Consider the following 24,408-nt stretch of genomic DNA (forward strand, 5'->3'; position numbering starts at 1 on the left):
TCAGGACACGGTTCCGGTTCTGTCGAGCCGGATGAGCTCCCAGCCGCCCTCGGGGACGGAGTCGGCCGGGTCGGTACGCAGGTTCATCGGGTTGGCCATGCCGAGGTACAGGTCGTCACCGTCGGCGGCCATGGTGCGGATGCCGTAGTTGAGGGGGTTGCCGAGGCCGCTGACGTCGACCGGCTGGGCGGGCGAGTCGGCGGACGGGAAGGTCCACAGGTCGGCGCCCCAGCCGGCGGGGTCGGTCGGCGGCGCGGTGTCGGACAGCAGGTGGACCAGGTAGCTCCAGTCCATCGTGGCCACGTAGAGCCGGTCACCGGCGACCGTCATGCGCCAGGCGTAGTTGTTGAAGGCGTTGCCGAAGCCGGACTTGCCGTACCGGGCGGTCCAGCCGGTCGGCACGGGCGTCCAGGCGCCGGCGGCCGGCTGGTACACGGGCAGCACGGACTCGCCGTAGAGCAGCTCGATCCGCTGTTCCGGGGTGCCCAGGTCACGGCCCCGCCAGATGGTCGCCGCCCGCTGGGTGTACCGGATCTGGTTGTTCCTGGCCTCCTCGGTGGGCTGCGGGTACGCCGCCTGGTGCGCCTTGGTCGCCTTCAGCGGGACGTGCATGCTGCCCCAGTAGAGCCAGCCGTCGTACGCCGCCACCCCGCCGACGCCGTACGTGGTCGTGGTGAGCGGGTCCTTCTCGTAGGAACCGGCCTGCCACACCTGAGTCCATCCGGCGCCGTCGAGCGGCAGGGCCGGGCTGCGCCACACCCCGGCGATCTGCGCGTCGGTGGTGGGCCTGGCGGTGGACCAGGTCGTCGCGTAGAGGCGGCCGTCGGCGTACGCGAGGTCGGCCGCCTGTGCGGGCAGCGTCGCCACCCGGTCGAAGAGGAACGGGGCGACCCGGTTGCCACGCCAGCGCAGCACGGCACCGCCGAGGCCGCCGTCCGGCCCGATGCCGACGCCGAGGTAGAGGTCGCCCGCCGCGGCGAGGAACGTCCGGGCGTTGCCGTACCGGGCCAGCGTGCGCGACCCGAGGAAGCGCTTGGTCACCGCGTCGAAGGCGAAGACGTTGAGGGTGCTGGTCAGCGACGGCCCGGCGAACAGCACCACACCGCCGGCATGGCCCGCGGCCCGCATCCCGAGGGTGCTGCGCAGGCGGCGGGCGTCGGCGTCGGAGGCGGCCATGATGTCGGCGGACCGGTTCGTCAGGACGCCGGCGTCGTACAGCCAGACCTGCGGCGCCCGGAGGTCGCCCAGCGCGTCCGGCACGGTCGGGTGCTCCCGGGCGACCTGGCTCTCGGCGAACTCGCAGACGTAGTCGTCGTTGACCACGGGATTCGAGTCCGCGAGGCCGGCGCCGCTGGTCAGGCAGTGCGTGTTGGCGCCGGTGCCGAACCAGACCTGCCGGCCGACGCGGGTCATTCCCCACACGTACGACTGGTTGACCTTGGCCTGGCCCTCGGCGCAGGGCGGCCCCGGCGGATACGGCTGTCCGATGCCGGCGAAGCACTCGTCCGGCGCGGCCTTGCCGAGCAGCCGGTGCGCGTACGTGTCGGCGGCCGCCGCAGGCGCGACAGCCGCACCCGCACCGAGCAGCAGCGCGGCGGCGAACCCGGCCAGGGCGTTCATGCCGAGCCTCCAGTTGGCATGCCCTCCTGGCCCTCACCGTCACGGCCGTCGCGAAGTCCGGGAAGGAGAAGTTCGGTGCAGTCGTTCATGCCGGGACCGCCACGGGTTCCGGCTTGCGCACTCGGTGCGCCACCGAAGCCGCCCAGCCGCCCGGGTCGGCGAAGCCGAGGAACGTGCCCAGCGCGGTGAGCTGACCGACCGGGTCGGCGACCAGGTCCTCGTACGCCATCGTGTGCAGGTGCGCCGGCGGGTGGTCGGCCAGCGCCTGCTCGGCCTGGCTGCTCATGAACGCGCACAGGCCGATGAACCGCTTCGGGTCCTTGCCCCGCTCCTGCAGGAACTCGGCGGTGAGCCGGTCCGGCAGGTACGCCCGTACCTCGTCCGGCACGTCGTCGCCCGGGTCGGCGGTGAGCGGGTCCACGCCGTACCGTCCGACCGCCTCGACCCGCAGCTGGACCAGCTGGAACGACGAGTGCCGGCTCATCGACCTCGCGGTGGCCGCCCAGTCCCGGGTCAGGTACACGATCCTGGCGCTGGGGAAGTTCTCCAGCAGCGAGGTGGTGACCTGGCTGCTGCCGCCGGAGCGCTCGACCCAGCGCTTCTTGCCGGTCAGCTCGGTGAGCAGGTCGAGGAACGCCTGGTGATGCGCGCCGACGCTCTGGGTGGGGAACGCTTCCACCCGCGGGGCGAGGCGGTCGAAGAGCGCGTCCGGGTCGTCGGTCAGCTTCGCCAGGGTGATGGCCAGGATGCGGGGCAGGTTCACGAGATCGTCGTTGAAGCGGCCGGAGGCCGGGTAGCGGACCTCCTTCGGCGGCACGCCGATCCGGAACAGGACCGACAGCTCCTCCTTGGGACCGCTGAGCACCCGCCAGTACTCGGGTCCCGTGATGATCTCGGTGCTCCGGTTCCACGGCGCGACCGACATGAAGAACTCCTGGACCGAGCAGGTCTCCGGCTCCTCGACGATCAGGTCGGAGAGCAGGGTCGAACCACAGCGGCCGTTGCTGATGATGATGGCGCGGTCCATGGGATCTCCTAATGCACGCAGGTGGCGAGCCAGGGCAGCACCTCGGCGCGGACCTGGTCGGGTGCCTTGATGAGCAGGGTGTGCTTCTGGCCGGCGACGACCACATGCTTCGACTGCGGCACCAGGCGCTCGGTCTCCGCGGCGAGCTCCTTGACCGCAGAGTCGCCGCCGTACAGGCACAGGACCGGGCAGGTGATCGCCTCGAACGCGGCCGGATCGGGCAGGATGCTGGCGGGCAGTTCCGCGCCGATGTCCGTGTCGGCGAGCAGGGCGGAGGCGTCCCGCAGGCGCCGGGCGAGCAGCGGGCGGCTGCCGGCCACCGCCTCGGCGTCCGCGAGGGTCTCGGCGACCCGGGCCAGCCGGCGGGCCATCCGGGCGAACCACGTCGAGGTCGGCGGGGCGGACTCGATGGTGACGATGCCGGCCACCGCTGCCGGATGGCGCGCCGCGTACGCGAAGGCGACCGTTCCCCCGAACGAATTGCCGAACAGATGGACCGGACCGTCGACGGCCCAGTGGACGAGCAGCGCCTCCAGGTCGGCGACGAAGTCGTCCAGCCGGTAACCGGTCGCCGGCCGGGCGCTGTGCCCGTGCCCGCGCAGGTCGTAGAGCAGGACGCGCATCCCCGCCTCGGCCAGCGGGTGGACCATCGTCAGGAACCAGCTCGCCATGCTGTCCGACGTCATGCCGTGGATGAGCACCACCGTGCCCCGGTGACCACCGATGGGCGCCACTTCCTGCACGTGGAGGTCGACCCCGTTGGCGCTGACCATGCTCATGACCCGGCCGGCGCCTTCCCCAGCGAGTCCACGATGTAGCACACGAGCTCGCCGACCTTCAGCTGGCCGACCGACTCCACGTCGAGGCTGGAGACGAAGAGCGCGAAGTTGACCGAGGTGCCGTACCGGGCCTGGAGGCGGCCGGCGAGCGACACCACGTCGATGCTCTCCATGCCCAGGTCGTCGCGGAAGGTGGTGTCCATGGTGATGTCGGCGTCGTCGCCGAAGTCACCGAGGACCGAACGCAGCATCGAGGAGACGTCGGCGAGAACGGCGGTCTGATCCGAGGGCATGGCGGTGCTCCTTAGTGGTCTTCGGTACTGGTCCAGGCGACGACGTAGCGTCGCGCCGGAAGCTCCGGCGGGTTCTCGATCTCCTGCCACGCGACCCGGAGGACCCGGTCGCCGACGGTCACGGTGCCCTCGGCGAGGCACACCTCGAACCGGCGGGGCGCGCCGTCGAGTCCCGTGCCGAGCGCCTTGCCGGCGGCCTCCTTCGCCGCCCACAGCCGCGCGAAGCTGCGGTCGTCCGTGAGCTGAGCACGCTCAGCCTCGGTGAGCGCGTATCGGTAGGTGCTCTCCTCCCGCGGCGCGATCTCCACCACGTCGATGCCGACCGCGGCGCCCGCCGGACCGGCGATGGCGACCCCCACCTCGGCGGTGTGCGCGATCGACACGGCACAGTCCTGGTAGCCGCGGCCCGGGCGCAGCTCGACGTACGGCTTGCCGCTCGGCTCGTTGCGCACGGTCAGCTCGATCGGATACACGTCCGTGTGCCCGGCGTCCCACTGGCGGAACCGCACCGCGTCCTTCGCCGCGATCCGGCCCAGCATCCACTGGTTGCGCCGGGCGCCGGGCATGCGCTCGTACTCGACGGCGGCCTCCCCGCCGAGGATGCCGCGCGCGGCCATGCCGCGGGTGACCAGGTCCGTCCACGCGTCGAAGACCACGGTCCAACCGCCGGGCCGGCGCTGCGACATCGGGTACTTCTCCGGGAACCGCTCGCAGGCGCGCGCGGTCGGATGGCTGTCGAAGCGCCGGTCGGTCGCCCCGTCGATCTGCGCCCACACCCGGCCGTTCACCGACAGTTGCGTGTCGGCTATCAGCTCACCGTCGGTGATGGACCGCACCCGGGCCACGCAGTCGAAGGCGGTGCCGGGCGCGGGCGGCGGGCCGTAGAACCGGACGTGGCGCAGCCCGACCGGCAGGGCCACCGTCCGGAACGGCTGGGTCGTGATCAGCCAGTTGCCGATGAGCTGCAACGCGTTGTCCAACAAGGCGCCGGGCGGCGTCGGCGCGGTGACGATGCCGCGCACGTGCATGTCGCCGAGCGCGTGCACCGCGGTGACGCCCTGGAAGAGCGGGCCGTGGAACATGAGGCGTTCGGCGTACATCTCCTCGGCACTGGTCGTCGGCGGGAACTCCGTCGCCGGGTCCTGCGTCCACGGGCGCTCCGCCGGCTCCGGATAGGTCGCCGCCATCTCGACCGTGGCACGGGCGTAGCCACCGAAGATCACGGTGACCAGCCCGGGACCGGCCCGCCGGACGGTGATGTCGACCCGCTGCGGCGGCGCCGCGATCAGCCACCGGTTGAACTTCGCGTCGCGCACCGCGACCGCCTTCAGCCCGGGCGCGGCCCGCTCGGCGGCATCCATCATGTGCTGCACGACGGTGGTCGCCGGCACCACCGGCCACCGGTCCTCCACGCGCGGCCAGTCGTCGGGCTGCACGAAGAAGCAGTGGTCACGCAGGTAGGGCATGGTGTCGACGGAGACGTCGAGGGTGGTTCTGAGGAGGATCTCTTCCGCTTGCTTTTCCTTTTCCGGTCCGGCTGTGTGGATGGTTGCTTTCTTTTCCGGTACGGCCACCGGCTCGCGTGACACCGTCGATCCGTGCCCAGCGGTTACCGGCGGTGGTGCCGCTGCCGGGCGCGCCGCCGGCGGCGTCGCCGGTCGCTGCTGCGGGATCACCGGACGTTGCGGGGCCGGCGCCGGCTTCTGTCGCGGGATCACCGGCTGGCGCGCGGGTGGGGCCGCCGCGGCGTTCATCACCGTGACCGCGTCGCTCGCGGTCTCCTGGAGCAGGGCCGCCAGCTCCGCGGCGGCCTTCGACGTGCCCGCCATCTTGCTCAACGCGGCCAGCGCCGCCCCGTGGGCTTCCGCGTGGGCCTGCACCTGCGGCTGACTTTGTGCGTGCGGCTGCGGGGCTTTCGCCGTGGGGTTCGGCTGTGGTGCTGTCCCCGCCGGGGCGGTTCGTGGGCTTCGGTCCGTGCTCAGGCCGAGGAGCTGGTCGGCGCCTTCGCCGAGCTTGACCAGGGGGCCGCCGAGGTCGAGGCGGATGGCCGGGCCCTTGCGGGCCGACGGCTCGGCGACCGTGTTGACCTTGGGAGCCGCGGGGCTCGGCCGGGCCGGTTCGAGGACCGTCAGGTCCGGGTCGCCGCCGTCCACCCAGAGGGCCGTCGCCACCCGGCGGAGCTGGGCCAGGCCGTCGCGGCGAGAGACGTTGACCGGCATGGCCAGGTGCTCGCGGTCACGCAGGTTGTCGTCGATGAGCGAGGCGAGCTGACCGGCGCCCATCTGCAGGAAGACGCGGATGCCGTCGGCGTACATCGCGCCGACGGTCCGGCGGAACCAGACCGGCTCGATCATGTGCCGGATGAAGAGCTGGTTGACCTCGTCGGGATCGGACGGGAACGGCGCCGAGATGGTGCCGGACCAGACCGGCACCTCCGTCGGGTGCACCTCCCAGCGGCCCAGCGCGGCGCCGATGGCCTGCAGCCCCTCGGCGAAGACGGGGGTGTGGAACGCCGAGCGGAACGGCAGGAGCTGGCACAGGATGGTCCGGGCGCGCAGGTCGTCCACGAGGCGCTGCACCTGCTCGCGGGGCCCGTTGACGACGCACTGGTTGGGCGCGTTGTCGTGCGACAGCACCACGCCCGGATAGCCGTCCAGCAGCGGTGTCACGGTCTCCATCGGCGCGCTGATCGCCGCGAACGCGTACCCGCTGACCTCGACGCTGTCGGCGTCGAAGAGGCCGAGGAACGCGTCGACGCCCTGGGTGCTCATCTGCCCGGTGACCGCGGCGGCCGTCCACTCGCCGATGCTGTGCCCGGCGACCGCGTCCGGCCGGACGTTCATCCGGCGCAGGGCCGCGTCCAGCAGCTTGCCGACCTCGACCAGGCCGGTGCCGTGCTGGCCCAGGTCCGCGGCGGTCCATTCCCGGTGCGGCAGGCCGAAGTGCGCGGCGATGTCCGCCGTCCGGGGGGCGAACTCCGCCTCCACGCCCGGGAAGACGAAGGCGAGCTTGCCGCCGCCGGGGCCGAGCAGGGGCCGGGGCGTGAACCAGATGTCCCGCCCGCCGCGCCACGGCTCGCCGCGGGCGACCATCTTGCGGGCGATGCCCAGACGCTGGTCCGTGGGGTCGACGATGCCCAGGCGCACCGGACCGCCCGCCGACGCGCGCGGCAGCTCCCGGACGTCGTCGCGCTCCAGCAGGGCGGCCAGCTCGCCGGTCGTGGCGGCGGACAGCCACACGACGCGCTCCGGCTCGGCGACGGTCACGGGTCCGCCCGGCGCGTACTGCTCGACGATGACGTGCGCGTTGATGCCGCCGAAGCCGAACGCGTTGACGCCGGCCCGGCGGGGGCCGGTGCCCTCCCACGGCTGCGCCGACGAGATGGGCCGGAAGCGGGTCCTCGCCATCTCGGCGCGCGGCTTGACCACGTTGAGGGTGGGCGGCAGCACGCCGTGGTAGACCGCGAGCGTGGCCTTGATCAGGCCGGCCACCCCGGCGGCCGGCATCGCGTGCCCGATCATCGACTTCACCGAGCCGATCACCGGACGTTCCCCGCCGCCGGTGTGCGGGCCGAACACCTCGGCCACCGTGGCAAGCTCGGCGGCGTCGCCGGTCGGCGTCGCCGTGCCGTGCGCCTCGAGCAGGCCCAGCGCGTCCGGGGCCGTCGGGTCGAGCCCGGCCATCTCCCACGCACGCCGGATCGCCAGCGACTGACCGGAGCTCGCCGGATTGAACATGCTGGCCGAGCGGCCGTCGCTGGAGGTGCCGCTGCCGCGGATGACCGCGTACACCCGGTCGCCGTCGCGTTCGGCGTCGGCCAGGCGCTTGAGCACCACCATGCCGGTGCCCTCGCCGATCAGCACGCCGTCGGCGTCGGCGTCGAACGGCCGGATCTCGCCCTTGCGGCTCAGCGCCTGCAACTGGCTGAACACCGACCAGAAGCTGATGTCGTGCACGTGGTGCACGCCCCCGGCCAGCACGGCGTCGAGCCGGCCCTGCGCCAGCTCGGTCATCCCCTGGTCGACCGCGATCAGGGAGGAGGCGCACGCCGCGTCGATCGTGTACGCCGGGCCGCGCAGGTTGAGCCGGTTCGCCACCCGGGACGCGGCGAGGTTGGGCACCAGCCCGATCGTGCCCTCCGGCTGGTGCTTGCCGAGCCGCTCGTCGATGCGGTCCCGCAGCAGGTCGAGACGGTCCTCGCCGAGGTCCGGCACGAGTTCCCGCAGCAGGCCGATGACCTGGCTGGCCATCCGTACCCGGTTGGCGTAGCGGGAGGCGGCCGGGTTGAGCAGTCCGCCGCGGCCCAGGATCACGCCGATCCGGTCGGCGTCCGGCAGGCGGTCCGCGCCACCCGCGTCCGCGATGGCCGCCGCGGCGACCTCCAGCGCGATGAGCTGGTCCGGCTCGATGTCGCCCACCGAGTTCGGCATGATGCCGAACTTCAGCGGCTCGAACACCGCCTGGTCGTCGAGGAAGCCGCCGCGCCGGGTGTAGAGCCGGTCCGGCCGGTGCGCGTTCTCCGGGTCGTAGAACAGCGCGTCGAAGCGGTCCGCCGGGACATCGCTGATCATGTCCTTGCCGTTGACCAGGTTCTGCCAGTACTGCTCCAGGGTCGCGGCGCCGGGGAAGATCGCCGCCATCCCGACGATGGCGATCTGCTCCATGCCGGCCTACCAGCCCGACGCGGTGAGGACGACCGAGGTCTGCGCCGGATCTCCCCAGGCGAGCTCGCGCAGCAGGCTGAGCGCGCCCTCCTCCGGATCGATCAGGCCGATGCCGCGGCGGGCGTACTCGGCGGTCAGCTCGGGCGTGACCATGCCGCCGTGCGCGCCGACCGGCGCCCACGGTCCCCAGTGCACCGTCAGCGCGCGGTGGCCGGTGACCTGCGACCAGCGGGTGCCCATCGTGTCGAGCGCGTCGTTGGCGGCCGCGTAGTCGCTCTGGCCGCGGTTGCCGTACGCGGCGGCGATGCTGCCGAACATGACCACGAACCGGGGCGCGGCGCCGCAGCCCTCCAGCGCGTCCAGCACCGACCGGGCGCCGTCGACCTTGGTGCGGAACACCCGCGCGAAGGAGTCCGGGTCCTTGTCGGCGATGAGCTTGTCCTCGATGATCCCGGCCGCGTAGACCAGGCCGTCGATGCGCCCGTACTCGTCGTGGATCCGCTTGACCAGGCGGCGGGTGGCCTCGTCGTCCCGGACGTCCAGCGAGTGGTACCGCACCTGGGCGCCGAGCCCGGTCAGCTCCGCGACCGTGGCGTTGACCTCGCGGGCGGCGAGGATCGCCGAGGCGGTGCGGTCGATGTCGGCGGGCGAGCGCATGCCACGCCGCGCCAGCGCCGAGCGCAGCGCCGCCTTGTCACCGGCCGCGGCCAGCTCCGGGTCCTCGTCGGTCTGCGGCAGCGGCGTACGCCCGACCAGCTCGATCCGGCACCGCGAGGCCGCGGCGACCGTCCGGGCGAACCACGGCGTGATGCCCCGCGCCCCGCCGACGAGCACCACGACGGAGTCGGCGTCGAGCCCGATCGCCCGCGCCTCGGCCACGCCGTCGCCGGCCGGCCCGGCTCCCCCGTCGGCCAGCACGCCGAGGCCGGCCTCGGTGAGCTGCCCGAGCTGCCGCCCGTCCGAGCGGCGGTAGACCACCGGGGCGGCGGCGGCATCGTGCAGCTCCTCGACGAGTCCCTGGGCGACGTCGTCGGCGGACGCCGCGCCGCTCACCTCGACGTAGCGGGCGACGGTCTCCGGGTACTCCCGGGCGATCGTGCGGAACAGGCCGGTCAGCCCGTCGGTCCGCGCGCTGCCTCCCTCCGGGCCGGCGGCGATGAGCCACCGCGGCCCGGCCGACAGCGCCCGCTTGAGGAAGCCGAACGCGTCCGGCAGCAGCGGACCGCCGTCGGTGGTGAGGCCGTCGAGCAGCACGATCCCGTCCAAGCCGGTCGGGTCGTCGGCGGTCGAGCCGCTCACGCCGCTCGCACCGGCGTCGGCCAGCAGCTCGGCCAGCCGGACGCCGGTCGCGCCGCCACCGGTGATCAGGAACCGGGCACCCGCGAGGTCGGTGCCCGCCGCCTCGCCCGGGACGGCCGGTTCCAGGGTGGCGATCAACCGCTGCGGCGCGATGCCCACCCGGGCCGGCGCCTCGTCGGCGGCGGGCCCGGCGGCGACGGGCCCGGCGGCGACGGGCTCGGCGGCGACGGGCCCTGAGGCGGCGGTGACCGGCGCGGCGGGTGCGTTGATCTTCTCGTCCAGCCAGCTCACCATGGCCCGTACCGTGCGGGCCTTGACCAGGTCCTCCAGCTCGGATTCGTCGCCCTCGACGCTCAGCCCCAGCTTGTTCGCCACCTCGCCGGCCACCTCGGCCCGCTTGATCGAGTCGACACTCAGATCCGCCTCCAGATCGAGGTCGAGCTCGATCAGCTCCTCCGGGTAGCCGGTCCGCTCACTGATCACCGCCAGCACGGCACCCTGCACGTCCATCGCTGGAACGGCGACCGCGGCCGGGGCGGCGGACCCGGCGGCCGGGGCGGACCCGGCGACGGCCGCGGACGCCGGGCTCGCGTTGATCCGGGTGTCGAGCCAGCTCACCATCGCCCGTACCGTGCGGGCCTTGACCAGGTCCTCCAGCTCGGATTCGTCACCCTCGACGCTCAGCCCCAGCTTGTTCGCCACCTCGCCGGCCACCTCGGCCCGCTTGATCGAGTCGACACTCAGATCCGCCTCCAGATCGAGGTCGAGCTCGATCAGCTCCTCCGGGTAGCCGGTCCGCTCACTGATCACCGCCAGCACGGCACCCTGCACGTCCAGGCCGGAGTGCGACGGCTCCGGCGCGAGCAGGGCCTCCGTCTCGGCGACCGTCGGGTAGTGCACGGCGACCGCCGTGGCGGGCGCGGGCGAGACCGGAGCGGCCATCGCGGCGGCCGGCGCCGGCATCGGCATCGGTGCCGATGCGAGGGCCTGAGCCGGCGTCACCTCGGACGGCTGCCACACCAGGCGGCCGCCCCCGCCCTCGCCCAGGTACGCCAGCAGCACGTCGCGCTGGGTCGCGATCAGGTCCCGGCTGGTCCGCAGGAACTCGCTGACGAGCTCGCTGCGGCTGTCCCGGGCGCCGTCGGGCCCCTGCACTGCGGTCATCGTGAGCTCCTCGATCTCGATGCGCCGGGCGGGGGTCATCCCGCCGGGCAGGCACTGTCCGGTGCGGTCGCGTACGGCCTGGCCGTCGACGGTCCAGGTGGGACGGTTGGTGGCCGGTGCCGCCGGGCCGGCGGTGTCGCGGCCGGCGAAGAGCCAGCCGGTCTGCACCGGGACCCCGGCGCAGGCCAGCTCGGCGGCGGCGGTCAGCAGGGCGCGCAAGCCCTGGCCCGGACGGCCGTCGACGGTGACGACCAGGTGCGGGCGGTCGCCGAGCACGGCGGCGACCAGCTTGGCGAGGACCTGACCGGGGCCGGCCTCGACGAAGACGCGAGCGCCGGCGGCGTACATCGCCTCGACCTGCTCGACGAAGCGGACCGGCGCGCCGATCTGCGCGGCGAGCCCGGCGCGGACCGCGCCGGGATCCGCGGGATACGGCTCGGCGGTGTGGTTGGACCAGACCGGCACGGTGGGCACGCCGATCTCCCGGGTGGCGAGCACGCCGGCGAAGGCCTCGGCCCCCCGCGCCACCACCGGGCTGTGGAAGGCGGCGGCCACCGGGATGGCCCGCGCCCGCAGCCCGACGTCCTTGAGCGCCGCCGTGGCGCGGGCGATCGCCTCGGTCGGGCCGGAGATGACGACCTGGGTCGGCGCGTTGTGGTTGGCCAGCACCACCTCGCCGTCGAGCCCGGCCGCGGCCAGCGCGGCTGTGACCTGCTCGGCGGTGCCGCCGACCGCGGCCATGGTGCCCGGGTCGTCGCCCGCGGCCGCGAGGATGGCCGCGGCCCGCTCCCGGCTCAGGTCGAGCAGCGTGGCCGGGTCGAAGGCGCCCGCGATGCTGAGCGCGACCAGCTCGCCGTAGCTGTGCCCGCCGGCCATGTCCGGGCGTACGCCGAGGCGGCGCAGGACGTGATCGACGGCGAGGCCGCCGATGCCGAGCACCGGCTGCGCGACGCGGGTGTCCCGGACCCGGTCGGCCTGGGCCTGCTGTTCCTCCTCCCCGAACGCCGTCGGCGGGAAGAGCAGGTCCGCCCACTCCCGGCCGAGCTCCAGATACTCCCGCAGCTCCGGGAAGGCGACGAACAGGTCGGACAGGGCACCGGGCTTCTGGCTGCCCTGGCCGGGGAACAGGAACGCGACCTTGCCCGGCTCGGTGCTCGCCGGCGGCTGGATCAGGCCCTTGCGCGGGTCGTGCTCGCCGGCGAGGGCGCGGCGCAGCAGGTCGTTCAGGTCGTCGACGCCGGACGCGACCACCGCGATGCGCACCGGGCCGGTGCGCGGGTCCGACTCGCGCGCCGCGGCGGCGGCCAGCTCGCGCAGGCTCCCGGCCCCGGGCAGCTTCTCGATCAGCTTCGTGACACCCCGCCGGGCGGCCTCCACGGTGGTGCCGCGGAACATGAACAGCTCGGCGGGCCACTGCTGGCGGGCGTGCCGCGGGTCGGCGGTGGCCGGATGGGCGCTGAGCACCACGTGGAAGTTGGTGCCGCCGAAGCCGAACGCGCTGACCCCGGCGATCCGCTCGGCCGCGGGCGCCGCCCAGGGCCGGGTCTCGGTGTGGAACGCGAACGGGCTGGTCTGCGGGTTCCAGGCCGGGTTGGGCCGGCTCAGCCCGATCGTCGGCGGCTTCACGCCGGTGTGCAGGGCGAGCGCGGCCTTGATGACCCCGGCCATGCCCGCCGCGCACTTGGTGTGGCCGATCTGCGACTTGACCGAGCCCAGCACCGCGGTGCCGGGACGCGCGCCCGACTCGGTGAAGAGCCGGGTCAGCGTCTCCAGCTCGGTACGGTCACCGACGACCGTCCCGGTCCCGTGCGCCTCGACGAGCCCCACCTCGCTCGGGGAGATGCCCGCGCCGCCGTACGCCCGGTCGAGCGCCCGGCGCTGGCCCTCGGCGCGCGGCGCGGTCAGGCCCAGCGCCCGCCCGTCGCTGGCGCCGCCGAGGCCCTTGATCACGGCGTACACCCGGTCGCCGTCGCGCTCGGCGTCGGCGAGCCGCTTGAGCACCACGGCGGCGACGCCCTCGCCCAGAGCGATGCCGTCGCCGGTGCTGTCGAAGGTGCGGCACCGGCCGGTCGGCGAGAGCGCGTGCGCCGAGGTGAACATCAGGTAGTCGTTGATGCCGTTGTGCAGGTCGGCGCCGCCGCAGATCATCAGGTCGCTGTCGCCGGCGATCAGCTCCTTGCAGGCGGAGTCCATGGCGGCCAGCGACGAGGCGCAGGCGGCGTCCACGGTGTAGTTGGGGCCGCCGAGGTCCAGACGGTTGGCGACCCGGCCGGCGATGACGTTGGCGAGCACCCCGGGGAAGGTGTCCTCGGTGACCGTCGGCAGCAGGTCCTCGAGCTGCTCCGGGAGCTCGCCGAGGTAACCGGGCAGCAGGGTGCGCAGCGTCTGCGTCTGACTCATGTCGCTGCCCGCCTCGGCACCGAACACCACGCCGGTGCGGCCGTGGTCGTAGCCGGAGTCGTACGCGTACCCGGCGTCGACGAGCGCCCGGTGCGAGATCTCCAGCGCGAGCAGCTGGGTGGGGTCGATGCTGGCCAGCGCGGCGGGCGGGATACCGTACCTGATCGCGTCGAACGGCACCGGATCGATGAAGCCGCCCCACTTGGAGACGGTGATCCGGCCGGTCTGCCCGGGCCCGACCTCCGGCGCGTAGTAGGTGCCGACGTCCCACCGGTGCGCGGGCACCTCGCCGACCTGGTCGGCGCCGCTGATCACGGTCTCCCAGAAGGAGGCCAGGTCGGGCGAGCCCGGGAAGACGCACGCCATGCCGACGATCGCGATGTCCAGCGGCTCGGCGACCTCCGGCTCCAGCACCGGGTCCAGCCCGAGCTCGACGCGCAGGGCGGCGACCCGGTCGGCGTGCCCGGCCGCGGCGGCCGTGCTGACCTGCTCGTGCAGGCCGGCGATGGTGGTGGCGGCGTCGCGCAGGACCGCGACCTGCCCGGCCATGAAGAGGCCCTCCGCCTCCTGGGTGGCCTCGTCGACGGCCACCAGCCGGTCGCCGTCGCGGGTGATGCCCTTGCTGGCGATGCGCAGCCGGCCGACGTTGAGCATTTCGAGCTGCTCCCAGACGACGCGGTTCTCCACTCCGGCGCCTTCGAGCTGCTCCCGCAGATCGTGGAAGTCGTCCACGAAGCCCGACTGCAGGCACCGGGTGGCGTGACCGGGGGCGGTCTCCAGCAGCGCCGTCCGCGTCGCCTCGATCGCCTGCCGCTGGAACAGCGGCTGGATCGCGCCGTGGGTGACGGCCTCGGCGGTGAACAGGTACGCCGTGCCCATCAGCACACCGGTCTGGGCGCCGCGACGGGTGAGCGGGCCGGTCATCGCGGCCACCATCGCGGCCGACCGTTCGTCGTGGATGCCGCCGGCGAAGAAGATCTGCAGCTCGGCGGCCGTGCCCTCGGGACGCCCGGCGAGGAACTCCTCGATGACGCCGAGCTGCGCCTCCCACAGCGGGAAGCTGGCGCGCGGGCCGACGTGCCCGCCGCACTCGGCGCCCTCGAAGATGAACTTGCGGGAGCCGGCCTGCAGGAACTGCCGCAGCAGCCCGGGCGAGGGCACGTGCAGGAAGGAGCTGATGCCGTCGGCCTCGAGCCCCTTGGCCTGGGCGGGACGGCCGCCGGCGATGATCGCGACGGCGGGCCGGATCTCGCGGACGACCTCGATCTGCGCGGCCCGCAGGTGCTCCGGCGCGAAGCCGAGCACGCCGACGCCCCACGGGCGGTCGCCGAGCGCGGCCGCCGTCTCGGTCAGCATCCGCCGGGTCTGCTCGGCGTTGGCCAGGGCCAGGGCGATGAAGGGCAGGGCGCCGCCGTCCGCGACGGCCCGGGCGAAGCCGGCCACGTCGCTCACCCGGGTCATCGGGCCCTGGGCGACGGGAAGGTCGACGCCGAGCGTGCGGGCCAGCGGGGCGCCGGGGCTCAGCGCCTCCCCGGCCTCGGCGTGCTCCAGGGCCTGCAGGATGGAGTCGCGAATGCCGCGTACGGCCGCGGCGGTGTCCGCGTACCGCCGGGCGAAGTCGGCGGCGAGCCACCCGTCCTGGCCGATGGGCAGCAGCGTGCCGCCGCTCTCGACGCCGCGCATGCCGTCGCGCAGCACCGTCTCGGTGCCGTCCGTCCGCCGCAGCAGAGAAAGGTGTTGATCGGACAATGTGGACTCAGGGAGCAGGGCGAGCTGGGTGTCCAGCAGGATGCCCGCCGCGCCGCCCACCACGCAGGCCGCGGCGGTGTGCGGGCCGATGCCGCCGGCCACCCAGATCGGCAGCCCGACGCCGGCGAGCTGCTGGAGGAGCACGAACGAGCTGAGGTCGCCGACCCGCCCGCCGGACTCCATGCCGCGGGCCACCAGCCCGTGCGCACCGGCGGCCACCGCGGCCCGGGCCTCGGCGAGGTCGGTGACCTCGACGTAGACACGGTATCGGCCGGCCAGGGCGGCGACGTCCCATCCGGCGTCCGCGGCGACGACCACGAGCTCGACCGCGGCACCGGCGACCCGCTCCAGGTCGGCGGCGGTGGCCGCGCAGGCCGCGGTGACCCGCACGCCCAGCCCCTCGCCCACGCGGCGGGCGGTCTGCGCCAGCACGCGCAGGCTCCAGGCATCGCCGCGCCCCAGGTCCAGAATGCCGACTCCGCCGGCCCGCGCCGCGGCGGCGACCTGATGCGGGCTCGGCTCCAGGCCGATGCCACCGCTGACCGCCAGGACCAGTGAGCTCGTCTGTCGCACTGTCTTCATCGGACTCCCGCCGTGTCGTTCGAAACGGTCGCACAGGCATGCAAGGGCAGCGGTGAAAGAAGGATGTCGATACATGAATGTTGCTCGGAGCGCACGTTATCGACTTGGAGTTACAGCGGCGTTACACCTTCTCGATGGACAAGGTGCAGATTTTGTCGGCGGCGGACCGGCAACAAGCCGTCCATATCGCGGTCTCATGGCCCGCCAGCAGGATTTTCGTTCTGTGGCCTGGAACACACACCGGGCCTCGGGGCGCGATCATGGCGGGCCCGGCCGAGCGCTTGGCGGCCGTCCCGGCGGGCTCTCCGCGGCGCCGTAAGTTACGGTGACGTAGGCGTAAGCTGTTAACAATTGACGATCGTCGTGCCGCGCCGCGCACCTCGGTGGATCCGCCCGATGCTGGCAGGATGGCCGGGTGACCGAGCACAACGAGAGCAGCAACCCGCCCCGGGGCCGACGGCTGCGCCCGGTCACCGCGCCGGGCCGCGGCGGGACGGCGCCGTCCTCGTCGCGCGTACGCATGTCCGCGGCCCAACGGCGTGAGCAGCTCATCGCCATCGGCCGTCAGCTCTTCGCCGAGCGCGGCTTCGACGCCACCTCGGTGGAGGAGGTCGCCTCGCGCGCCAAGGTCTCCAAGCCGGTCGTGTACGAGCACTTCGGCGGCAAGGAGGGCCTCTACGCGGTCGTGGTCGACCGGGAGGTGCGCGCCCTGCTCGACCGCGTCGCCGCCGCCCTGACCGCCGGGCATCCCCGCGAGCTGCTGGAGCAGGCCGCCCTCGCCCTGCTGGACTACATCGAGGAGGAGCCGCACGGCTTCCGGGTGCTCGTCCGCGAGTCGCCCGCGCTGCAGCCGGCGGGCAACTTCTCCAGCGTGATGAACGACGTGGCGCACCAGGTCGAGCACATCCTCGGCGCCGAGTTCACGTCCCGCGGGCTGGAGCCCAAGTTCGCCGAGCTCTACTCCCAGGCGCTGGTGGGCATGGTGGCCCTGGTCGGCCAGTGGTGGCCCGAGGCACGCAAGCCGAAGAAGGAGATGGTGGCCGCGCACCTGGTGAACCTGGCCTGGAACGGCCTGTCGCACCTCGAGGCCAAGCCCACCCTGCTGACCCGGAAGATCCGCTGAGCACTCCGGCCCGGCGACCCGCTCAGGCGCTGTGGTGCGCCAGCTCGTTCTCCCCGCGAGCGGTCTCCGGGTCGGCCACCTTGCCGTACAGGCCGGCGGTGAGGACGACCAGGCCCAGCAGCGTGAGCACGATGACGTTGACCATCGAGACGTTGAGGACGTTGGCGTCGGTCTGGATGAGGGCCAGCAGCACCATGGACACGCCGAGCAGGCCCCAGCCGGTGAAGAGGCTGCCGTGGTGGTGCACGTTGCCGCCGAGCAGCACGGCGACCAGCACGGCCAGGCCCAGCAGGGCGGTCAGCCACGCCCCGGCGGGGTTCGTGCGCAGGCCCAGCACCCAGTCGGGTCCCCGGTGGAAGAAGGGGTCACCCCAGGTGACGGCAACGCCGATGACGCCGACCAGGGCCAGGTACGCCCCCGACGCGCCGGCGAGCAGCCGATAGGTCTGGCGGAGGTGGTGGTTGACGGGGTAGTGGGCCATCAGGCGTTCTGGGTCGCCCGGGCCTGCCGCACCTGACGCGGCTCGCCGGCCTGCGCGGCCGGGGCCACCTTGCTGTAGAGGCTGGCCATGATCAGCACCAGGCCGACCAGGTAGGTGACCACCACCGTGGAGACGGTGAAGTCGAGGAAGTTGGCGTCGGTGCGGATCACCGCGAGCTCGTAGCTGCCCACGACCAGCAGGGCCCAGCCGAAGTACTTGTCGACCGCGACGTCGGAGTTGCGCCCGATGACCGTGCCGAGCACCACGATGCCGCCGACCAGCAGCGAGACGATCGACCAGAACAGGTTGGCGCCCTGGCCGAGCACCCGGTCCCCACCGTTGCCGAACAGGCCGTCACCGGCGGTGACGATGATGCCCACGATCCCGAAGAGGACGAGGTAGGCCCCGGTCAGCGCGCCCAGAGCGCGGTAGAGCGGCCGCAGCGGGTGATTGACCGGAATGTGCGCCATGGTGTCCGTCTCCAACGTCGGTTTGTGTCTCGGAGAGATTCTCGCGCATCCCCTCGGCGCCTGCAGGAGCACCCCCGGATCAGGCGTCGCCCACCTGCTCGGCCAGCTCCAGCCAGGCCTCCTCGACCTGGGCCCGCTCCGCCTGTACGGCCTTGAGCTGCGCGTCCAGCTCCATGATCTTGTCGTAGTCGCTGCCGTGCTCGGCGAGGCCCTCGTTGATCTTGACGATCTTGTCCTCGAGCTTCGCCAACTGCCGTTCGAGCCGGGCCAGGTCCTTGCGGGCCGCCCGCAGCTCGCCCGCGGACATCCCGCTCCCGGTGGCGGCCGCTCCGGACGCCGGCGTCGCCGCGCCCGTCCCGCCCGTCCCGCCGGTCGTGCCCGCCGCGGCCGGACCACCGGTGGTGCGCGCGAGGTATTCGTCGACGCCGCCGGGCAGGTGCACCAGCCGGCCGTCGCCGAACATCCCGTACGCGGTGTCGGTCACCCGCTCGACCAGGTAACGGTCGTGACTGGCCACCACCATCGTGCCCGGCCAGGAGTCGAGCAGGTCCTCCAGCGAGGCCAGCGTGTCGGTGTCCAGGTCGTTGGTGGGCTCGTCGAGGAGCAGCACGTTCGGCTCCGCGGCGAGCAGGCGCAACAGTTGCAGCCGGCGCCGCTCGCCACCGGACAGGTCGCTCACCGGGGTCCAGATCCGCTTGTCGGTGAAGCCGAACACCTCGGCGAGCTGCCCCGCCGACAACTCGCGGTCGCCGAGCTTGACCCGCTTGGCCACCTCCTCGACGGCCTCCAGCAGGCGCAGGTGCCCCGGCAGCTCCTTGAGCTCCTGGGACAGGAACGCCGGGCGTACGGTCGAGCCCCGCACCACGCGCCCGCCGTCCGGCTCGGTGACGCCGGCGAGCAGGCGCAACAGGGTGGTCTTGCCCGCGCCGTTGGCACCCAGGATCGCGATCCGGTCGCCGGGGCCGACCTGCCAGGTGAGGTCCGAGAAGATGGTCTTCGGGCCGGCCTCGAGGCGGACGTTCTCCAGGTCGTACACCTGCTTGCCCAGCCGGGTGGTCGCCAGCCGCTGCAGGCTGACCTTGTCGCGCACCGGCGGCACGTCCGCGATCAGCGCGTTCGCCGCGTCGATGCGGAACTGCGGCTTCGAGGTGCGGGCCGGCGGGCCGCGGCGCAGCCAGGCGATCTCCTTGCGGAGCAGGTTCTGCCGCCGGGCCTCGACCGCCGCGGCCACCCGCTGCCGCTCGGCCCGGGCGAGCGTCCAGGCCGCGTAGCCGCCCTCGTAGGTGTGCACCTGCTCGTCGACGACCTCCCAGGTCGCGGTGCAGACGGCGTCGAGGAACCAGCGGTCGTGGGTGACGACGACCAGCGCGCCCCGGCGGCCGAGCAGGTAGCGGGCGAGCCAGTCGACGCCGGCCACGTCCAGGTGGTTGGTGGGCTCGTCGAGGATCAGCAGGTCCGACTCGCGGACGAGCAGCGCGGCGAGGGCCACCCGGCGGCGCTCACCGCCGGACATGGGACCGACCGGCGTGTCCAGGCCGAGGTGACCCATGCCGAGACCGTCGAGGATCGCACGGACGCCGGCGTCGCCGGCCCACTCGTGCTCGGCGCCCATCCCCTCGGCCAGCCAGGCGGTGCCCAGCACGACGTCGCGGACGGTCGCCTCGCCGGCCAGGACGAGGCTCTGCGGCAGGGCGGCGACCCGCAGGTCCCGGCGGTGGGTGACCCGGCCGGAGTCGGGCTCCTCGAGCTTCGCGAGCATCCGCAGCAGGGTCGACTTGCCGGCGCCGTTGAGGCCGACGATGCCGACCCGGGCGTCGTCGTCGAGCCCGAGTGAGACGTCGGTGAGCAGTTGACCGGCGGCGCCGTAGCCCTTGTTGACCCGGTCCAGATTGACAATGTTGGCCACGATGCCGTCCAGACTACCTTGTCTGGCGACAAGCCCCTGCGGGGAGGTCCACCCTCGCCGGGCCCCGCAGGTCAGACGGCGCGGGCGCCCGGCATGGGACCGCGGGCGGTCACCGCCGTGCGGCACACCCCGGCCTCGGCCAGCAACGCCGCCACCTGCTCCGCGTGGCGGGCGTCCGTGGCGAGGAAGACGCAGGTCGGGCCGGAACCGGAGACCAGCCCCGCCACCGCGCCCGCCTCGTGGCCGGCCTTGAGCACGTCGGACAGGGCAGGGCGCAGCGACAGCGCCGCCGGCTGCAGGTCGTTGGCGAGGGCCGCGCCCAGCACCTCCGGCTTACGCTGGCGCAGGGCGGCCATCAGCTCGTCGGGACTCTCCAGCGGGGTCGGCGGCCACGGGCTGTCGCGCAGCCGGTCCAGCTCGCGGTAGACCGCCGGCGTGGACAGGCCGCCGTCGGCGATCGCCACCACCCAGTGCCAGGTGGTCGGCCGGGCCAGGATCGGGCTGATCGCCTCCCCGTGGCCGGTGCCCAGCGCGGTGCCGCCGTGCAGCAGGAAGGGCACGTCCGAGCCCAGCTCGGCGCCGACCTCGGCCAGCTCCTCCTTGCTGAAGCCGGTGCCCCAGAGCAGATCGCAGGCGAGCAGGGTGGCCGCGGCGTCGGCGCTGCCCCCGGCGAGGCCGCCGGCCAGCGGGATGGTCTTGCGCAGGTGCAGGCGGGCGTGGGCCGGCACCCGCGCCTTGCGGGCCAGCGCCCGGGCCGCCCGGATGATCAGGTTGCTCTCGTCGAGCTCCAGCTCGCCGGCGCCCTCGCCCTCCATGGTCAGCGCGAGGGTGTCGCCGCGGCGCGCGGTCAGCTCGTCGAAGAGGCTGATCGCGTGGTAGACGGTGCTCAGCTCGTGGAAGCCGTCGGCACGCAGCGGGCCCACGCCGAGATGCAGATTGATCTTGGCGGGCACGCGGACCCGGACCGGGCCGGCGATCCGGCGCGGCTTGTCGTCGTCCGGTCCCCAGGCCTCCGTCACGGAGCGAGTTCCCGGGTGACCAGCACGGGTCCGCGGGGCGGCGCCGAACGCACGACGGACTCCGCTCCTGCCGTCATGAGTCCACCTCCCCGTGCCGCCTGCCGGTTGCGCTGAGCTTACCGCCGTACCCCAGGGAGATCGCGGCAGCCGCGACCGCGGCGAACTCCCGTACGGTCAACGACTCGCCGCGGGCCTGGGGATCCACCCCCGCCGCGACGAGGATCCGCTCCGCCGCGGCGGCGCCACCGGCCCAGCCGGCGAGCGCGGCCCGCAGGGTCTTGCGCCGCTGCGCGAACGCGGCGTCGACCACCTGGAACACGACCGCGCGCGGCACGTCGCAGTCCAGCTCGCGGCGGGCGAAGGCGACCAGGCCGGAATCGACGTTGGGCACGGGCCAGAAGACCGCCGGGGGTACGCGGCCGGCGGCGCGCGCCTCGGCGTACCAGGCGAGCTTGACCGAGGGCACGCCGTACACCTTCGATCCGGGTCCGGCGACCAGCCGGTCGGCGACCTCCTTCTGCACCATGACCAGCCCGCCCCGCAGCGTCGGCAGGGTGGCCAGCAGGTGCAGCACGACCGGAACCGCCACGTTGTACGGCAGGTTCGCCACCAGCATGGTCGGCGCCGGCCGGAACATGTCCGCGGTGACCTTGAGCGCGTCGGCGGGGTGCACCGTCAGCTTCGCGGTGCCGCACCGCTCCCGCACCGTCTCCGGCAGCGCTCCGGCAAGCACCGGATCGATCTCCACGGCGTGCACGTGCGCGGCGGCGCCGAGCAGTCCCAGGGTGAGCGAGCCCAGCCCCGGGCCGACCTCCAGCACGACGTCGGCGGCGGTGAGCCCGGCCGCGGCGACGATGCGGCGGACCGTGTTGGGGTCGTGCACGAAGTTCTGGCCGAGCTTCTTCGTCGGCGCGACCCCGAGCCGCGTGGCGAGCTCCCGGATCTCCGCCGGGCCGAGCAGTGCGTCAGCCATGACGTCACAGCCTACGGCGCCGCCGGGCGACGATCACCGCAGGCGACGCCCTCGCCGCTCCGGCGGCGGCCGGTCGCCGTGCACGCGACGGCGCCGCAGGCCGCTCCCTGCCGCTCCGGCGGCGGCCGGGCGCCGTGCACGCGACGGCGCCGCAGGCCGCTCCCTGCCGTTCCGGCGGCGGCCGGGCGCCGTGCACGCGACGGCGCCGCAGGCCGCTCCCTGCCGTTCCGGCGGCGGCCGGGCGCCGTTCGCGTGACGGTCAGTCACGGGGCAGCGACAAGGTGCGCGGAGGGAGTACAACGAGGGCATGACGGAGCTGCTCGAACTGCGGGGTGTGGTCGAGGCGACGCCGGACGAGGTCGCCGCGGTGCTGCTCGACGCGCGGCCGGGTGGGAGGTCGCCGATCGCGGCGACCGGCGCCGCCAAGCCCGCGAAGGGCGACGAGTTCACCGTCACCCGGGACGGCAGCACCATCACCGTGACCGTCGACCGGGCCGCCCGCTCGGTCGCCCAGCAGGGCGAATGGTGGTATCGCGGCGTCACCAGCGTCGAACCCGACGACCGCGGCTCGCTGGTGGTGCACCGCATCTTCAACGTCGCGCCGGGGCACCGCTGGGCGGTGCGCTTCGTGTCACGAGGTCCGCTGAACGCCGCCCCGACCGAGTTCGCCAAGCTCCTCGGCGGCCTCGGCGAACGCCTCGACTGCGCCGCCTATCCCCTGCCCTCCTGAGCCTTCCGCGCGCCGACGAGCCCGGTGCCCGCGCGCTTTCGAGACGCCGGCGCCCGCGCGCTTTCGAGACGCCGGCGCCCGAGCGCTTTCGAGACGCCGGCGGTCAGCGCCAGGGGCCGAAGACGCGCTCGCCGTTCGCGGAGATCGCCGCGCACAGGGCGTCGAGGTCCCGGCCGGTCACCTCCGCCAGCGCCCGTACGGTCACCGGGATCAGGTACGAGGCGTTGGGCCGTCCCCGGTGCGGCACCGGGGTCAGATACGGCGCATCCGTCTCGACCAGCATCTGCTCCGGCGGCGTCAGAACCGCGGCCGCCCGCAGGTCGCCCGCGCTGGCGAAGGTCACCGTGCCCGCGAAGCTCAGCAGGTAACCGCGCCGCACGCACTCCGCCGCGAACTCCGCGTCGCCCGAGAAGCAGTGCAGCACCACAGTGTCCGGTGCGCCCTCCTCGTCGAGAACTCGCAGCACGTCCTGGTGCGCGTCCCGGTCGTGGATGATCAGCGGCTTGCCGTAGCGCTTGGCGATGGCGATGTGGGCGCGGAAGCTGCGCTCCTGAGCCGGGCGCCCGGCTTCGCCCGTACGGAATGTGTCGAGGCCCGTCTCCCCCAGCCCGCGCACCCGCGGCTCGGCCGCCAGTGTCTCGATCTCCCGCAGGGCCTCGTCGAGGTCCGGCAAGGTCGGCGCCTCGTTGGGGTGCAACGCGACGGTCGCCAGGACCGAGGGATGGCGGGCTGCCAGGGCGGCTCCCCAGCGCGACGACGCCACGTCGACGCCGACCTGCACCAGCCGGTCCACCCCCACCTTCGCCGCGGCGGTGATCAGGGCCTCGACCGGGTCGTCGCCGCCGCCGGGCACGCCCTGCTCGTGCACCGTGATGTCGAGGTGGGTGTGGCTGTCGAAGACGGGTACGGCCAGCGGCTCGGGCGCGGGCGGGAACTCACCGGCGCGCCGGGCGGCACGCTGTTTGCGGGATTCGGACGGTTGCGTGTTCATCGCCGTCCAGCATCACACACGGGATAATCTCGCGTTCATCCGAAATCCACCCGTCGCCCCTAGGCTGGGCGAGGTGACCCTGACCGGTGAGGACGCTGCCGTGGGCAGCGACCCGCTCGAGCCGCCTCTGATGGCGCCGTTACGCCGAGACCTCTCCTGGGCACAGGTGCAGTCCATGAGCCAGTCCGCCGGGCACCAGGACGATCCCCTGCTGCAGCGGATCCGGGTCACCGCCGCCGTGCACCGCGGCACGCGCATGACCAAGGTGCTCTCCGCGGTCCAGCTCGCCGGGCACCTGGCCGGCTGGCTGCCGTACGGGTTCTGCTACCGCGCCTGCGACATCGCCCACCTGCGCACTCCGGAGGAGCTGTCCGTGCTGCGCACCGACGGCGCCGGTGACCAGCCGGTCGCGTACGCGCTGCGCTGGCGCGCCACCGACCCGCTCGATTTCGAGATCCCGATGGGGGCCGTCCAGGCCGGACTGCCCGCCCTGCCGGCACACTCCCGGATCGGCGCGATGGTGCTCGGCACCGGCTTCACCCCCAGCGCCGACGATCTGATCCCGGAGTTCGTCACCGCGGGCTTCGCCGACCTTCCCATGCCGGCGAACGCGCAGCTCGTGGCCTATCCCGGCACCGGCGACGAGGTGGTGCTCTACACCTACCAGCCCGAGCAGCACGGCTGGCTGCGGCTGGCCGGCCCGCGCTGGCGGCACCTGCTCGAGGGCGTGCCGGGGGTCAGCCCGGACCGGGAGTACGTCCCCTGCACCGACGCCGGCTCGGCTCGCCTCGTCGGCCGGATCGGCGAGCAGGAGTACGAGGCGATCGCCGACCCGCCGGAGGACTTCCGCGTTCGCGCCCTCACCCGCGCCGCCCGCTATCCGGTGCAGTCCCTGTCCCGCCGCGCCGAGCAGGCCCGCTGGCGCACCGTGCCGGCGTGGGTGCTGCAGCGCGACGACAGCTGGGCGCGGCTCCGGCTGGTACGCCCCGACGCCGACTCGGTCTCGGCGGTCGGCGCCCGCTGCTACGAACGCGGCGTGTACGAGGTGTGGGCGGCGGTGCGGGAGCTCACCGACCACCACGTCGTGGACGTGCCGTACCGGCTCTGAGCGGACGCGGGGCCCGGCGTGGCGCCGGAC

15 protein-coding genes are annotated in these 24,408 nt (G+C 73.7%); 3 read left to right on the forward strand and 12 right to left on the reverse strand.

The genetic code is table 11. The features are described from left to right. From IEY99_RS03140 to IEY99_RS03165, 6 genes are all read right to left on the reverse strand, one after another. On the reverse strand, positions 1–1,620 hold the full coding sequence (locus tag IEY99_RS03140) for a hypothetical protein (protein ID WP_189199128.1): 1,620 nt from the start codon (positions 1,618–1,620) through the stop codon (positions 1–3). 85 nt (positions 1,621–1,705) lie between these two features. After that, positions 1,706–2,647, reverse strand: a complete 942-nt coding sequence (locus tag IEY99_RS03145) for a sulfotransferase family protein (protein ID WP_189199129.1) — start codon at positions 2,645–2,647, stop codon at positions 1,706–1,708. Between the two features lie 8 nt (positions 2,648–2,655). Then, positions 2,656–3,426, reverse strand: a complete 771-nt coding sequence (locus IEY99_RS03150; RefSeq protein WP_189199130.1) for an alpha/beta fold hydrolase — start codon at positions 3,424–3,426, stop codon at positions 2,656–2,658. Further along, a complete protein-coding gene (locus IEY99_RS03155; protein WP_189199131.1) occupies positions 3,423–3,719 on the reverse strand; it encodes an acyl carrier protein in 297 nt (98 codons plus the stop codon). Before IEY99_RS03155 ends, IEY99_RS03150 begins: the two co-directional genes overlap by 4 nt. Before the next feature lie 11 nt (positions 3,720–3,730). Beyond that, positions 3,731–8,383, reverse strand: coding sequence for a type I polyketide synthase (locus IEY99_RS03160; protein WP_189199132.1), 4,653 nt, complete (start codon positions 8,381–8,383; stop codon positions 3,731–3,733). Positions 8,384–8,389: 6 nt separating this feature from the next. Beyond that, positions 8,390–15,577 carry a type I polyketide synthase gene (locus tag IEY99_RS03165; protein ID WP_189199133.1) on the reverse strand — a complete coding sequence of 2,396 codons (7,188 nt, stop codon included), beginning with the start codon at positions 15,575–15,577 and terminating at the stop codon, positions 8,390–8,392. A gap of 520 nt (positions 15,578–16,097) precedes the next feature. On the opposite strand from IEY99_RS03165, the gene IEY99_RS03170 reads away from it, so the two are divergent. After that, the gene (locus IEY99_RS03170; protein WP_229798216.1) at positions 16,098–16,700 is read left to right on the forward strand and encodes a TetR/AcrR family transcriptional regulator; all 603 of its coding nucleotides are present in this window, start codon (positions 16,098–16,100) and stop codon (positions 16,698–16,700) included. A 22-nt stretch (positions 16,701–16,722) separates the two neighbouring features. On the opposite strand, the gene IEY99_RS03175 is transcribed toward IEY99_RS03170, so the two are convergent. From IEY99_RS03175 to rsmA, 5 genes are all read right to left on the reverse strand, one after another. After that, positions 16,723–17,181, reverse strand: coding sequence for a DUF4383 domain-containing protein (locus IEY99_RS03175; protein ID WP_189199135.1), 459 nt, complete (start codon positions 17,179–17,181; stop codon positions 16,723–16,725). Beyond that, positions 17,181–17,666 carry a DUF4383 domain-containing protein gene (locus IEY99_RS03180; protein ID WP_373293274.1) on the reverse strand — a complete coding sequence of 162 codons (486 nt, stop codon included), beginning with the start codon at positions 17,664–17,666 and terminating at the stop codon, positions 17,181–17,183. The genes IEY99_RS03175 and IEY99_RS03180 overlap by 1 nt, the downstream gene beginning before the upstream one ends. Positions 17,667–17,730: 64 nt before the next feature. After that, positions 17,731–19,557 carry an ABC-F family ATP-binding cassette domain-containing protein gene (locus IEY99_RS03185; RefSeq protein WP_189199136.1) on the reverse strand — a complete coding sequence of 609 codons (1,827 nt, stop codon included), beginning with the start codon at positions 19,555–19,557 and terminating at the stop codon, positions 17,731–17,733. A 71-nt stretch (positions 19,558–19,628) separates the two neighbouring features. Then, entirely contained in the window at positions 19,629–20,576 is a 948-nt protein-coding gene (locus tag IEY99_RS03190) for a 4-(cytidine 5'-diphospho)-2-C-methyl-D-erythritol kinase (protein WP_189199137.1), read from the reverse strand. A 73-nt stretch (positions 20,577–20,649) separates the two neighbouring features. Next, complete coding sequence (gene rsmA / locus IEY99_RS03195; protein ID WP_189199138.1) at positions 20,650–21,549, reverse strand: 16S rRNA (adenine(1518)-N(6)/adenine(1519)-N(6))-dimethyltransferase RsmA; 900 nt, start codon at positions 21,547–21,549, stop codon at positions 20,650–20,652. A 307-nt stretch (positions 21,550–21,856) separates the two neighbouring features. On the opposite strand from rsmA, the gene IEY99_RS03200 reads away from it, so the two are divergent. Further along, a complete protein-coding gene (locus tag IEY99_RS03200) occupies positions 21,857–22,279 on the forward strand; it encodes a hypothetical protein (RefSeq protein ID WP_189199139.1) in 423 nt (140 codons plus the stop codon). A gap of 103 nt (positions 22,280–22,382) precedes the next feature. On the opposite strand, the gene IEY99_RS03205 is transcribed toward IEY99_RS03200, so the two are convergent. Then, positions 22,383–23,270, reverse strand: coding sequence for a TatD family hydrolase (locus IEY99_RS03205; protein ID WP_189199140.1), 888 nt, complete (start codon positions 23,268–23,270; stop codon positions 22,383–22,385). A gap of 73 nt (positions 23,271–23,343) precedes the next feature. On the opposite strand from IEY99_RS03205, the gene IEY99_RS03210 reads away from it, so the two are divergent. Next, positions 23,344–24,378 carry a hypothetical protein gene (locus tag IEY99_RS03210; protein WP_189199141.1) on the forward strand — a complete coding sequence of 345 codons (1,035 nt, stop codon included), beginning with the start codon at positions 23,344–23,346 and terminating at the stop codon, positions 24,376–24,378. Positions 24,379–24,408: the final 30 nt, after the last annotated feature.

Origin of the sequence: Couchioplanes azureus (assembly GCF_014648355.1) — a bacterium.
Lineage (GTDB): Bacteria > Actinomycetota > Actinomycetes > Mycobacteriales > Micromonosporaceae > Actinoplanes > Actinoplanes azureus.